The sequence below is a fragment of the Nocardia sp. CDC160 genome (assembly GCF_035818795.1).
GTDB lineage: Bacteria > Actinomycetota > Actinomycetes > Mycobacteriales > Mycobacteriaceae > Nocardia.
The window spans coordinates 287,070-302,226 of sequence record NZ_JAYKYT010000003.1 but is presented as its reverse complement, the minus strand read 5'-3'; the positions used below and the strand labels follow the sequence as shown (position 1 = coordinate 302,226).

The 15,157-nt window shown below is 70.2% G+C and carries 2 protein-coding genes; both read left to right on the top strand.

What is annotated here, in order from left to right; translation table 11 throughout:
• The first annotated feature begins 10 nt into the window (after nucleotides 1–10).
• Complete coding sequence (locus tag VMT40_RS15970; RefSeq protein ID WP_326358948.1) at nucleotides 11–13,576, top strand: non-ribosomal peptide synthetase; 13,566 nt, start codon at nucleotides 11–13, stop codon at nucleotides 13,574–13,576.
• Nucleotides 13,577–13,666: 90 nt separating this feature from the next.
• Nucleotides 13,667–15,124 (top strand): molybdopterin-dependent oxidoreductase, encoded by a 1,458-nt coding sequence (locus VMT40_RS15965; protein WP_326358947.1) that lies wholly within the window; start codon nucleotides 13,667–13,669, stop codon nucleotides 15,122–15,124.
• Nucleotides 15,125–15,157: the final 33 nt, after the last annotated feature.

The window sequence follows — 15,157 nt, the reverse complement described above, 5'->3', positions numbered from 1 at the left end:
GCAGTGCGTGATGACGCGCGAACTCTCGGCGGAATCGACCGCCGTCTCGAAGGAAACCTTCCCGCTCTCCCCGGCGCAGCTGGGGATGTGGTATGCGCAGCAACTGGATCCGGCGGTGCCGCTGTCGGAGGCCCAGTACATCGAGATGCGCGGACCACTGGACGTGGCGGCACTGCGCCGGGCGGCCGCGCGGGCGGGGCGTGAATTCGGTTCCGGCGTGCTGCGATTCGTCGAGCTCGAGCATCGGCCGTATCAGGTGGTCGATCCCGAGATCGAACCGGCCATCGGGTTCCTGGATTTCCGGGACCGACCCGACCCGGTTTCACACGCGCTGGAGTGGATGCGCGCGGATGTGGCGGCACCGATCGACATGCTCGGTGCGAAAGCTGGAGTATCTACGGTGATCCGGGTCGGGGAGTTCCATCACCTGTGGTACACCAGAGCACACCACATCCTCATCGATGGATTCGGTTCGGTGACCATGCTGTATCGGGTCGCCGAGCTGTACAACGCCGCGGTGCGCGGGCAAACGGCGCCTCCCGGCACCGCGGCCTCGCTGTTGGAAGTGCACGAGGCGGAGATGGCGTACCGGGAGTCCTCCCGGTACGCCACCGACGAGCACTACTGGCGCGAGGCCACCGCGGGCATGCCCGACCGGTGCAGCCTGGTCGCGGCCACCGCGCCCGCGAGCGCGCTGGGTCGCGAGGCCCGCGCGCAATTGGGTGAGGCGACGGCCGCGCGCCTGGCGGACGCGGCCCGCCGCTTCGACACCAGTTCGGCGACCGTGGTCATGGCCGCGGTCGCGCTCTACTACGCCCGGCTGACCGCCACCGAGGACGTGGTGCTGAGTCTGCCCGTCTCCGGCCGCACCACCGCCGTGCTGCGGCGTTCCGGCGGCATGATCGCCAATGTGGTGCCGCTGCGCGTGCCGGTGCCGCGTGCCGGGCGGGTGGGGGAGGTGCTCGATGCCGTGCGGGTGGCCGCGTCGGGGGCCCTGCGGCATCAGCGCTTCCGCCACGAGGACATGCGGAGCGAGAGCGAGCGGTCGGAATTCGGCCGGGGCATGATCGGGCCGGTCATCAACATCATGCTGTTTCCGGCCGGGATCGATTTCGAGGGCGTGGAATCGAGCCTGCACGTGCTGACGTCGGGGCCGATCGAGGACCTGTTCGTCAACTTCTACCAGCATGGTTCGGACGCACCGATTCACGTCGACTTCGCGGCGAATCCGCGCCTGTACGACGAGGATTCGCTGAGCAGACATCATCGGAGATTCCTCACGCTGCTGGATTCGCTGCTCGACGCGGATGCCGAGACCCCGGTCGGGGCGTTGGAATACGCGGTGGCGGACGAGAAATCGCTGCTCGCGGGCGTGCACGGCGCGCCCGCGCCCGAAGCGCGGTTACTTCCGGAGATTCTCGCGGACGGTCTGCGCCGCGCCGGGCCCGACACCCTCGCCGTCATGGGCGGAGAGCGTCGCCTGACCTACGGGCAACTCGATGCCGCGTCGAATCGACTGGCGCGCAGGCTCTTGAGCGCCACGGCCGTGCGAGACGATGCCGGATCCGATTCCGCAACCCCGGAGCTTGCGGCCATCGGACCGGAATCGACCGTGCTGCTGGCGCTTCCCCGCTCGATCGAGGCCATGGTCGCGCTATGGGCCGTGGCCAAGACCGGAGCCGCCTTCGTGCCGCTGGGCACCGCGCTGCCCGCCGATCGAGTCGCGCGGATCGCGGCCGAATCCGGGGCCGCGGTGGGGCTGTGCTTCGCGGAAACCGCGGCGGTGCTACCGAATTCGGTCCACTGGATCACCCTCGACGATCTGTTCTCCGACGCGGCCGAGATCCGCCAGGTGTCCGATGCGGCGCTGACGGCTGGCGAGTTGCGTGGGCGGCCGCGCATCGAGAATCCGGCCTACGTGGTCTTCACGTCCGGGTCGACGGGTGTCCCCAAGGGCGTGGTGGTGACGCATGCCGGTTTGTCGGGGCTGGCCGCCGCGATCGTGGACGCCTATCGGGTCGAACCCGGCGCGCGGGTATTGCAGTGCCTGAACCCGAGTTTCGACGCCTCGGTGCTGGAATGGCTGATGGCGTTCGCCTCGGGGACGACGCTGGTGGTGGCCGAATCCGACCCGGTGGTGGGCGCGGAATTGGCCGCGCTGGTGCGGGAGTACGGCATTACGCAGGTGTGCTCGACCCCGGCGGTGCTGTCCACGCTGGAACCGGATGCGCTGAACGGTGTGCGGGCGGTGTCGTCGGGCGGGGAGCCGACGCCGCCGGATATCGTGGCGCGCTTCGGAATCGGGCGGGATCTGCTGAATTCGTACGGTCCCAGCGAGACCACGGTGGCGGTCACCTACACCAAGGGCTTGGTGCCGGGCGTGAATGCCGGGATCGGTGATCCGATTCCGGGTGCGGGCATGCTGGTGCTGGATCGCTGGCTGCGGCCGGTGCCGATCGGGATGGCCGGGGAGCTGTATGTGACCGGGCCCGGGGTGGCGCGCGGCTATGTGGGTCGGCCGGGTTTGACGGCCGAACGCTTCGTGCCCGCGCCCGATGGTCCGGCCGGTAGTCGCATGTACCGCACCGGTGATCTGGTGCGCTGGACCGAATCCGGAGTGCTCGAGTACGTCGGGCGCGGTGACTTCCAGGTCAAGTTGCGCGGCATGCGCATCGAGCTGGGTGAGATCGACGCGGTGTTGAACGCGCACCCGGCCGTCGAGATCGCGGTGACCGTGGCGCGCCCGGGTCCCGGTGGCAGCACGGTGCTGGCCGCCTATGTGGTCCCGCACGCCGGGTACGACATCACCGAGCCCGAGCTGCTCGACCACGCCACCCACCGGCTGCCCCCGTACATGGTGCCAGGCACCGTCACCGTGCTGGGCGCGCTGCCGCTGACCGCGAATGGCAAGGTCGATCGCCGCGCCCTGCCCGAACCGGTAGTGGCGCAACCGATCCACCGCGCCGCGGCGTCGGAGACCGAGCGGCTGCTGTGCACCCTGTTCGCCGACGTGCTGGGTACCGCGGAGGTCGGACCCGACACCGCCTTCTTCGCCCTCGGTGGCGACTCGATCATGGCCATCACGCTGGTCTCGCGCGCTCGTGCCGCCGGTCTGGTCTTCTCCGCGCGTGAGGTTTTCGATCATCGGACCCCCGCCGCCCTGGCCGCGGTGGTGACCCGGGTCGAGGACCGCCCGCAGCGGCTGGCCGAGCTACCCGGCGGTGGCGTCGGTCGCATGCCGTTGACCCCGATCGCGGCCTGGCTGTTGAGCCGTCCGGGGTGGACGCACTTCGCCCAGTCCATGGTGGTGCAGGTCCCGGTCGGCGCGGAGTCGGCGGCGCTGGTGCGCACCGTGCAGGCACTGCTCGACGGGCACGATATGCTCCGCGCCCGGGTGGTCGAGACCGACGAGGGACTGCAATTGGAGGTGCCACCAGCGGGTTTCACCGATGCGACGCAGCTCTTGACCCGGATCGACTGCGCCGCAACCGAAATCTCGGACGAGGCGATCGACCGCGCCCTGAACGCGGCAGTGGACAGGTTGGATCCGCGTGCGGGCGTGATGCTCACCCTGACCTGGCTGGACGCCGGTCCGGGGCGCTCGGGCCGTTTGGCCATCGCCTTGCACCACCTCGCCTGTGATGCCGTGTCCTGGCGAATCCTGCTGCCCGACTTCATGTCCGCCTGGGCGCAGGCTTCGACCGGTGCGGAGCCGACGGTGCGGGAAACCGGAACCTCCATGCGTACGTGGGCTTACGCCCTGGCCGACCTGGCGAACCAGGGTGGTGCCGCGACCTGGCCGGTGCGCGAGCTGCCGTACTGGCGCGGGGTGCTGCGGGAGGACGCGTTGGTCGGGCGGCGCAGGCTCGACCATGCGGTGGATACGCGGCGGACCGCTCGGACTGTCGATATCGAAGTGCCGGAGCAGGTTTCGGCGGCACTGGTTGGCCGGATCGCCGCGACCTATCGCTGCGGTGTCGAGGATGCGCTGCTGGCCGTGCTCACGCTGGCGCTGGCTCGCTGGCGGGCTCGGCGCGGCGAGGCGGCCGGGAGCACGGTGGTCGCGGTGGAGCGGCATGGGCGTGATGAGGCCGCGGTGGCGGGAGCCGATCTGTCGCGAACCGTGGGGTGGTTCACGGCGCAGGTGCCCGTGCGACTCGAACCCGTTGCGGTGGCCGAGGATTCCGATGACGACCAGCTCATCGACGCGGTGCTGAAGGCGACCAAGGAGCGGCTGCGCGCCGTGCCGCGCGGCGGATTCGGGTTCGGGTTGCTGCGCTACCTGAATGCGCGAACGGCCGCCGAACTGGCGGCGCTGCCCGAACCGCAGGTCGGGTTCAACTATCTCGGCCAGATCCCCGATGTGGTGGCTGAAGGGGAATGGCTGCCGGTGTCGATGGCGGATCGGCTGGGCGGACACGCGGACCCGGATATGCCCTTGGCGGCCGTGGTTTCGATCGACGCGGTCGTGCTGGAATCCGAGAGCGGGCCGCGGATCAAGGCCGTGTGGCAGTTCGCCGCCGAGGCCATCGAAGCCGCCGATGTGGAAGCGCTGGCGCGGGAATGGCTTTCGGCCGTCTCGGAGCTCGCGGAGCTGGTTCGGCGTCCCGATGCCGGTGGGCTCACACCCTCCGATCTGCCATTGCTGAATACCTCGCAGAATGAAATCGACTCGTGGGAGCAGAATTTCGGCGCGCTCACGGATGCTTGGCCGCTGACGCCGTTGCAGCGTGGACTGCTGTTCCAGGCTCAGCTCGCCGAAGGCGGACCCGATGGCTATTCGGTGCAGGCGATCATCGACGTAGAAGCGGATCTGGATTTCGAGCGGCTGTCTGCGGCCGCCGAGGCGCTGGTCCGTCGTCACGATGTCCTGCGTGCCGGGTTCGTCCCCTTGGATACCGGTGCGGCGCAGGTGATTCCGGATCGAGTGATGGTCCCGTGCGCCTACCGCGAGGCTTTCGGTGCGACGTCCGAGGAACTCGACGCGATCGCGGCCGACGAGTTCCGCACCCCGTTCTCGGTCGATGCCCCACCCCTCATCCGATTCCTCTGCGTCGCGGCCGGGGAGCGGCGGTTCCGGCTGATCATCACCAATCACCACCTGATCCTCGACGGCTGGTCCATGCCGCTGCTGTTCGCGGAGCTGATCGGCCTCTACGAAACCTCCGGTGACGACACCGGATTCGCGCCGCCGGTCCCGTTCCGCACGCACCTGGAATGGTTGGCATCCCGCGATGCCGACCGTGCCCGCGCGGCGTGGTCGGAATCCCTCGCCGGACTCGACGGCCCGACCCTCATCGCGCCAAACGCCCCGCGCGCCGACGCCCCGGCCACCCCGGTCGCCCACGCGGTGCCGCTCCCGGAGGAGCTGCCCGACGCGCTGCGCCGCACGGCCGCGACCTGCCAGGTCACCGTCAACACCCTGGTCCAGGTGGCGTGGGCGCTGCTGCTGGCCGAGCAGACCGGCTCGACCGATATCGTCTTCGGCGCAACGGTTTCCGGCCGCCCGCCGGAGCTCCCCGGCTCCGATCGCATGGTCGGCATGCTGGTGAACACCGTCCCGGTCCGCATCACCCTCGATCCGGCCGAATCTGTCGCCGACCTCCTGTCCCGCATCCAACGCGAACAGGCCGCCCTCGCCGAACACCAGCACGTGGGCCTCGACGAGATCCAGGCGACCACCGGCCTCGGCCCCCTCTTCGACACGGCCACCGTCTTCGAGTCCTACCCGGTTGACGCCGCCACCCTCACCGCCGCCACCCGCCAGGCCGACCTCACCATCACCGGCCTCCGCGCCAATGACGGCACCCACTACCCCCTCTCCCTGGCCGCCTACGCCAATAACGGCCTCCGCCTCGAACTCACCCGCTCCCCACGCCATTTCGACGCCGAGCAGGCCGATGCGCTCGCCGCATCGCTGTCCCGCCTCCTGGTGGCCCTGACCGGCGACCCCACCCGCCGAACCGTCCACCTGCACGGCACCGACGACCGCGACACCGCCGCAATGCTGCACGGGCCCGCCGCCCGGAAGGTCCGCCTGCTCCCGGACCTCCTCTCCGCCGAAGGCTCGCCAGAGGCGTTCGCGGTGATCGGTTCCATGCTCTCGCGGCGAGGTGTCTCCGAATCCCCGTCCACCGTGGCTCCCTACGGCCAGGCGGCCCGCGTTGCTGGCGCGGTGCCGGACGGGCTGACCTACGCCGAGCTCGAGATTCTCTCGAATCGGCTGGCGCGCAGGTTGATCCAAGCCGGTGCGGGGCCGGAGCGAGCCGTACTGGTGGCGCTGCCGCGGTCGGTGGAGGCCATGGTGGCGGTGTGGGCCATCGCCAAGACCGGTGCGGCGTTCGTGCCGGTGGATATTGGCCAACCGGCCGCGCGGACCGCTGCCATCGCGGCGGAATGTGGTGCTGTGCTGGGCATTACCGCAGAATCGACGGCTGCACTCGCGGCCGAGTCGGCGGGTACCACGGCCGACTCGGTGGAATCGATCGACGACGTCGAGTGGCTTCGGATGGACGACCCCGCGCTGGTCGCGGCGTGTGCTCGGCTGTCGTCCGAGCCGGTGACCGATGCGGACCGGTTGGCGCCATTGCGACTCGAGCACGCGGCGTATGTGGTGTTCACCTCGGGTTCCACGGGGACGCCGAAGGGCGTCGTGGTCTCGCACGCTGGGCTCGCGAATATGGTTGCGGCCACGGCGGAACGCGGGCGGATCGATCGCGAGTCGCGGGTGATGCACTGTCTCAACCCGGCTTTCGACGCGGCCATGTTGGTGTGGATGTCCGCCTTCGCGGCGGGGGCGACCTTGGTTGTCGCGCCGCCGGAGGCGAGTGCCGGGGCGGAACTGGCGCGCGCGATTCTGGCCGGGGGTGCCACGCATCTGACCTGCACCCCGAGCGTTCTCGCCACGCTCGACGAGAGCGATCTGCGAGATGTGCGCGCGGTCGTCCTCGGCGGTGAGCCCTGCCCGCCCGCACTGGTGGCGCGGCTGAGTGAGGGCCGGACGCTGGTGAATTCGTATGGTCCGGCCGAGACCACGATCGCGGCGAGCTTCGGTGACCCGATGACCACCGAGACCTCCGCGCTACTGGGCGAGCCCGTACCGGGGGCGAGTCTGGTGGTGCTGGACGGCTGGCTGCGGCCGGTGCCGCCGGGCGCGGTGGGCGAGCTGTATGTGCGCGGTGCGGGGTTGGCGCGCGGTTATGCCGGGCGCGCAGCGCTTTCCGCGAGTCGGTTTGTCGCGGATCCCTTCGCGGTCGGCCAGCGCATGTACCGCACTGGCGATCTGATGCGCTGCACCGCAGCCGGTTTCGAATACGCGGGCCGCAGCGACTTCCAGGTGAAGATTCGCGGCATCCGGGTGGAGCCGGGCGAGGTCGACGCGGTGTTGCTCACGCATCCGCACATCGACGCCTCGGTGACCGTCGCGCGCCGCAATCAGGCCGGGGCCATGACGCTGTGCTCGTATGTGGCACTGTCGTCGCCGATTTCGGTATCCGAGCTACTGGACTGGGCATCGGGTCGACTGCCGCGCTACCTGATGCCCTCGAGCCTGCAAATCCTCCCGGAACTGCCTCGGACCGCGAGCGGCAAGGTCGATCTCCGCGCGCTGCCCGAACCGCAACTGGCACAGGCCGAATACGTCGAGCCGACCGGCTCCGAGGTGGTCGTCGCACAGACCTACGCCGAGGTCCTCGGCCTGGACCGGGTCGGTGCACGCGACGACTTCTTCGCCCTCGGCGGCGATTCGCTCATCGCGACCCGCGTCGCGGCCCGCCTCACCGCAGAACTCGGCCGCACGTTTCCTGTGCGCCTACTGTTCGAGGTCCCGGTCGTTGCCGACCTGGCCGCACGCCTGACCGCGAGCGAAGCCGAAGAGTCCGGTCCGGCCCTGGTACGCACCGAGCGCCCCGACCTCGTCCCGCTGTCCCCGGCTCAGCAGCGCATGTGGTTCGTCAACCGCTATGACCCGGCATCCCCGGCCTACAACGTGCCGGTTGCGCTGCGCCTTTCGGGCCACCTGGACCACGTCGCCCTGCATGCCGCCCTGCGCGATGTGATCGACCGGCATGAGACCCTTCGCACCGTCTACCCGGACATCGACGGCGTGGGGATGCAGCGCGTGCTCGCGGCCGTGGACGTCCCGCTCGACCTCGATCCGGTCCCGGTGACCGGCGCTCAGATCCCCGAGGTCATCGCCGAGGTGATCGGCCGTGGGTTCGACGTCACCGCGGCGGTCCCGCTGCGGGTGCGGGTGCTCCGCGTGCGCCGGACGGCTGAGCGCGAATCGACCTCACCCGTCCGGAGTTACGGACCGCGTGCCGCCACGACAGACTCGCGGCCCACCGATCAGGCCGAGCCGTGGACCGCGGTCGGGATCTCGGGCGAGGGCGAGGAGTACGTCGTCGTCCTGGTCGCCCATCACATCGCGACGGACGGTTTCTCCATGGCCCCGCTGACCCGAGACGTGGCCGCCGCCTACGCCACCCGCGCGGCCGGAGCCACACCGAGGTGGGAGCCGCTACCGGTGCAGTACGCGGATTACGCGCTGTGGCAACGGGATCGGCTGGGTTCCGAGGAGGATCCGGAATCGCTGGCCGCCCGGCAGCTCGCGTACTGGGAGCAGGCGCTGGCCGGGGTACCGGATCTTCTGGAGCTGCCGACCGATCGCCCCCGTCCAGCGCGGGCCTCACACCGGGCGGCGGAATGCACCGCGCGAGTGGATCGGCGGCTCGCCGACGCCATCGACCGGTGTGCCCGCGAGCATCGGGCGACGCCGTTCATGGTCGTGCACGCGGCCTTGGCGGTGCTGCTGGCCAGGCTGGCCGGTACCGGCGACGTCGTCATCGGCACCCCGGTGGCGGGACGCGGGGTGCGCGAACTCGACGATCTGGTCGGCATGTTCGTGAATACGCTGGTGCTGCGCACCGACATTCGGTCCGGTGAAGGCTTCGGAGCCCTGCTGGGTCGGGTGCGCGACACCGATGTGGCGGCCTTCGAGCGGGCGGATGTGCCGTTCGAGCGTCTGGTCGAGGTGCTGGCACCGGCCCGTTCGGAGGCACGGCATCCGCTGGTTCAGGTCATGCTGGTGTTCCAGAACCTGGCCATGCCGGAGCTGCGACTGCCCGAGCTGACCGTGTCGCCGCTCGAATTGCCGCAGACGAACAGCCGTTTCGACTTGAGTCTCACGGTCATCGGCGACACCGACGGCATGGAGTTGCGCTGCTGCTACGCCACCGATCTGTTCGATGCCACGACCATGTCGGCCTTCACCGATCGGCTGGTCCGCATCCTGGGCGAGGTCACGGCCGAATCGGCGAAGCCGATAGGCGATCTCGACCTGTTGACGGCCGGGGAGCGGGAGCGGTTGCGGAGTGCGAACGAACCCGTGGCCACCGAGCGCACGCTGGCCGAGCTGATGGCCGAGGCGGTCGCGGCCAACCCGGACGGCGTCGCGGTGGTGTGCGGGGACCGCAGCCTGACCTACCGTGAACTCGATGCCCGAGCCGAAAAGGTGGCGCGACGACTCACCGCCTCGGGTGCCGGACCGGAAACCCTGGTGGCCGTGGGCATTCCGCGATCCATCGAATCCGTGCTGGCGGTGTGGGCCGTGGCGCGCACCGGGGCGGCATTCGTGCCGATCGACCCGGCGTACCCGCCCGATCGTATCGCCCGCATTGTCGATGTCTCCGGAGTATGCCTCGGGCTGACGGTGACCGCGCACCGTGACCGTCTGCCCGCCACGGTCGATTGGTGGTATGTCGACGACGGCGACCACGACGACTACCCGCCCTCGATCCGCGAAATCCCCAGGAACACGGCACATCCGGCCTACGTCATCTTCACCTCGGGTTCGACGGGCGCACCCAAGGGCGTTGTGGTCTCCCACGCGGGACTGGCGAACCTCGCTGCCGCGCAACGGGATAGGGATCGGATCACCTCGGAGTCCCGTGTCCTGCACGTCGCCTCACCGAGTTTCGACGCCTCGGTGGTCGAACTGCTCATGGCGGTGGGCGCGGCCGCCACCTTGGTGATCGCGCCGTCCACCGTGTTCGCCGGACCCGATCTCGGGGAACTCCTGTCCCGCGAACGGGTTTCGCATATCGCGCTGACCCCTTCGGCACTGTCCACGGTGGACCCGACCGGCCTCGACGACCTGCGCGTGATCGTCACCGGCGGCGAACCCTGCCCACCCGAACTGGTCACAGCGTGGGCCGCCGCGGGCCGCGACCACTTCAACGACTACGGCCCGACCGAGGCCACGGTGTGGGCCGCCGGAGCCCGCGTGCGCCCCGGCGAGCCGATCACCATCGGCCACCCCGCCCCCGGCACGCGCGCCCTGGTCCTCGACGACCGGCTGCGACCCGTCCCCGACGGTGTCGTCGGCGAACTGTACCTGGGCGGAATAGCCTTGGCCCGTGGTTATTTCGGCCGCTTCGATCTCACCGCGAGCAGATTCGTCGCCGACCCGTACGGCGAGACCGGGCAACGCATGTACCGCACGGGCGATCTGGTCCGCCGTCGGAATGGAAACCTGGAATACCTGGGCCGCACCGACACCCAGGTCAAATTGCGCGGCCTGCGCATCGAACTCGGCGATGTCGAGGCCGCGCTGACCGCCGAACAGTCGGTCGCCCGCGCCGTCGCGGTGGTCCGTGACGACGGTCGCGGCGGCATGCTGGCCGCGTACGTGGTCGCCGCGCCGGGTGCGGAGCCGGACCCATTGTCGCTGAAGAAGGCGGCGGCACAACGACTCCCGTCCTACATGGTCCCCACCTCGATCATGGTGCTGGACGATCTGCCCCGCACCGCCAACGGCAAGCTGGACCTCGACGCCCTGCCCGCCCCGTGGCCGGTGGCCGGTGCGCAGCAGCCGCCCGAAGGACCCGTCGAGACCGCCGTCGCGCACGCCTTCGCCGAGGTCCTGGGCATCGACCAGGTCTGGCGCGAGGACGACTTCTTCGCCCTCGGCGGCAATTCGCTGATCGCGACCCGCGTCGTGGCCCGACTGGGTGCCGCACTGGACACCGCCGTACCCGTCCGCGCCCTCTTCGACGCCTCGACCGTGGCCGAGCTCGCCGCACTCGTCGCCACCGGTGGCGCCTCGGATCGCCCGCGTCCCGGACCGCGCCCACGTCCCGACCGCATCCCACTGTCGGCCGCACAGCAGCGCATGTGGTTCCTCAACCGCTACGACCCCGGCTCACCGCTCTACAACATCCCCGGTGCCTTCGAAATCACCGGCGCACTGGATGTTTCGGTGCTGCGCGCCGCCATCGACGATGTGGTGGCCCGGCACGAGACCCTGCGCACCGTGTATCCGGCCGGACCCGACGGGCTGCCGTATCAGCGGATTCTGCCCGCCACCGCGGGGTCCGCGCCGATCACCGAAATCGAGGTCGGCGCACCAGAGATCGGCGAGGCAATCCGCACCCAGTTGTCCCGCGGATTCGACATCACTCGCGAAACCCCGCTGCGCGTCGGTATTCTCCGCGTCGAGCCCGAGCGCACGGTCCTGGCGCTGGCCGTGCATCACATCGCCGCCGACGGCTGGTCCATGGCCCCGCTGGCCCGAGATGTCATGTACGCCTTCGCCGCTCGCACCGCGGGCACCGCACCGCAGTGGACCCCGCTCCCGCTGCAATACGCCGATTACGCGCTCTGGCAACACGAATTGCTGGGCTCCGACAACGATCCGGACAGCCTGGCCAACCGTCAACTGGAGTTCTGGCGCACCCACCTCGACGGCATCCCGGAGGTCCACGCCCTACCCACCGACCGCCCCCGCCCCACCACACCGTCGGGCACCGGCGACCGCATCGAATTCACCGTTCCCGCACCGGTTCACGACCGCGTCCAGGTTCTGGCCCGACGCCACGGCGCGAGCCCGTTCATGGTCGTGCACGCCGCCCTGGCGGTCCTGCTCGCCCGGCTGTCCGGTCGCACCGATATCGCCATCGGCTCGGTCGTCGCGGGCCGCGGTGACGGCGAATTCGATGATCTCGTCGGCATGTTCGTCAATACCGTCGTCCTGCGCACTCGGCTCGACCCCGCCGCCGGGTTCGCCGACACCGTCGACGCCGTCCGCCGCTCCGACCTCGCCGTCTACGGAAATATGGATCTTCCCTTCGAACGTCTGGTGGAGGCCCTGGCTCCGACCCGGTCCACGGCGCATCACCCGCTGTTCCAGGTGCTGCTGGCCTTCCAGAACGTCGGCACCGAGGCAACGAAGCTGCCCGGCCTGGAGATTCGCCCGTTGGATGCTCCCGCGCCCGGCTCCAAGTTCGATCTCGAATGGATGCTGGCCGAACAGTTCGGCGCGGCCGGGGAACCGGCGGGCATGACCGGCTCCCTCACCTTCGCCACCGACCTGTTCGACCGTTTCACCGCCGCCGCCATGGTGGACGGTTTCCTCGCGCTGCTGGACGCGGCGAGTGCCGAGCCGCTGGCGGCGGTCGGCAGCCTCGAGGTGCCCGGGGCCGAAGTGCCCGCGCTCACGGTGAATCCCCAGGACGAGGCGACCTCCACGGTGCAGGCCCGCCCGACCCCGGCCAGACGCGTCTACCGGGCACCGCGCACCGACGCCGAACGGACCCTGGTCGCGGCCTTCGAGACCGTCCTGGAAGACCCGCGAATCGGTGTGGACGACAACTTCTTCGACATCGGCGGCAATTCCATGGGCGCGGTGCGCCTGGTCACCCTGGTGCGCGAGCGGACCGGTATCCCTATGCCGCTGCAATGGATGTTCCTCGATCCCACCCCCGCCGCGCTGGCGGTGCGGTTGACCGAGGCCGCCGACCAGCCCGGCATCGACCCGTCGCTGCGGGTCCTGCTGCCCATGCGACCGCAGGGCGACGCACCGGCCCTGTTCTGCGTCCACCCGGCCATTGGATTGGCCTGGTGCTACGGCGGATTGGTGCAGTACATCGACCGGGCGCGCCCGATCTACGGCCTCCAGTCCCCTGGCGTCGCCGACGGCGGCACCGCCGACCGCACCGTGCGGGATCTGGCCGTGCGCTACGTCGAGGAGATCCGGCGCGTGCAGCCGGAGGGTCCGTATCACCTGCTCGGCTACTCGGCGGGCGGCCCGCTCGCGCACGCCATGGCCGTCGAATTGCGCCGCCGCGGTGCCGAAGTGCCCGCATTGATCATGATCGATTCGCGCGCCGATGTGGCCGTGCCCGACGACAGCGCCCTGCCGCCGCTGTCCATGCTGCTGTCGGAGTTCGGCGGCATCGACGTCCCGCCCGAACTCGAACACCTCACCGCCGCGCAGGCCGCCGACCTGCTGGCGGGTTCCGGAATTACCTTCACCGCAACCGAACTGGAGAACTTCTACAGCGACCTGCAACACCTGCTGCGCCAGATCGCCGCGCACGAGCACGAGGTGTTCGATGGCGACCTGCTCTTCTTCGCCGCCGCCTACAATCCGGACCCCAACCCGAACGTCACCACCTGGCGGCCCTATATCGCCGGAACCATCCACGACCGTCCGCTGCCCTACAGCCACAATGAGATGATCACCGCCGAGGCGCTCGCCCTGATCGGTCCGGCTGTCAATGCCTACCTGGCCCGATAGCGGCCTCCCGGGAGCAATGCCGGGTGGTCGCCCCGTCGGGTGAGGAACAATGGGCCCGGAAACCCCGTCGACTACGGAAGGTTCGGGCAAGTGGCGGTGAACGGGCGGGTGTCGGTGGAGAAGAAGCGGCTGTTGGGGTCGGCGGCGGTGGGGCTGGGTGCGCTCGGCGCGGGCGAGTTGCTCGCCGCGGTCCGGGGCGGATCGGTGCTCGACGGGCTGGGGCGGTTGGCGGCCGATTACGCGCCGACGCAGGTGGTCGAGACCATGGTCGCGCGGGCCGGTGAGCACGACAAGGAGATGACGCGGCTCGGCGTCGCCCTGGGCGGGGTCGCGGCGGCGGCCGGAATCGGCTTGCTGCCGCGTAGATTGCGGACACCTGCGGCGGCCGTCTTCGGTGCCGGAGCCGCGTCCGCGGCCCTTCGTAGTACCAACCGGTCGGTACCGGGAGCCTTCGGCGGCATTGCCGCGGCCGCCGTGCTCCGCGCGGGACTGCGTCGCCAGCCCACCGGCCTCGGCGGCGAATTGCTGTGGGCGGCAGCGGGAACCGGCCTGCTGGCCGCGGCCGAGGCGCTGGTCCGCCGCGAAGACCTCCGCCACCGCGAACGCGTCCGCCGCGTCGGCGCGATGGGCGCGCACGCCCCGGTCCCCGAGGACGGCCTGGGCCTCGAGCCGGGCCTGACACCGCTGATCACACCGACCAGCAAATTCTATGTGGCGGACGTGAATTCGCGTCCACCGCGCATCGATCCCACGCAGTGGCGGCTGTCCATCGGCGGCAAGGTCGCCCACCATCTGCGCCTGTCACTGGCCGATCTGGCCGAGCAGGCGGTGGAATTCGACGCCGTCATGGTGTGCGTGCACAATACGGTCGGCTCCGGGCGCTGCGGCAATGCCCGCTGGTTCGGCGTCCCGCTCACCGCGCTGCTCGACCACGCCGTCCCCGAGCGCGGGGCCACCCGCCTGGTCACCCGCGCCGTCGACGGCTACACCATCTCGCTGCCGCTGGAGCCGCTGCGCACCGGCGAATGGCCCGGGTACCTGGTCATCGGCATGAACGGCGAGCCGCTGCCGCCCGAACACGGTTTTCCGGCACGGGTTTTCGTGCCGGGCATCTATGGCCAGTACTCGGGCGCGAAGTGGATCACCGAACTCGAGCTCGCCGACGACTCGCACGTCGACTACTGGTGGAAGCGCGGCTGGCCCGCCGAACCGCTGTGGGTGCGGCCGCAGGCGCGCATCGACGTCGCGAATGGCGGCGGTTCGGGCTCGGGGAAATTCACCGTGGCCGGTGTCGCCTGGGCCCCGCCGCACGGCGTCTCGGGTGTCGATATCCGCATCGACGACACCGAATGGGTCCCGGTCGAACTCGGCTCCGAACTCGCCCCGGCGGCCTGGCGACGCTGGCGCACCATCGTGGATCTGCCGCCGGGCACGCACACCATTGCGGCCCGCGTGACCAGCCGCTCCGGCGAGGTCCAGGACGCCGACGACCGGCCGCCGTTCCCGATCGGGCCGGGCGGGCTGCACACGGTAACCGTCACCGCCTGACCTCGGTTCCATGACATCTGTCATGGCCGAGTG

Coding starts and splice junctions, on each gene's coding strand:
- VMT40_RS15970 (WP_326358948.1), top strand. CDS start 11: ATGACGCGCGAACTCTCGGCGGAATCGACCGCCGTCTCGAAGGAAACC.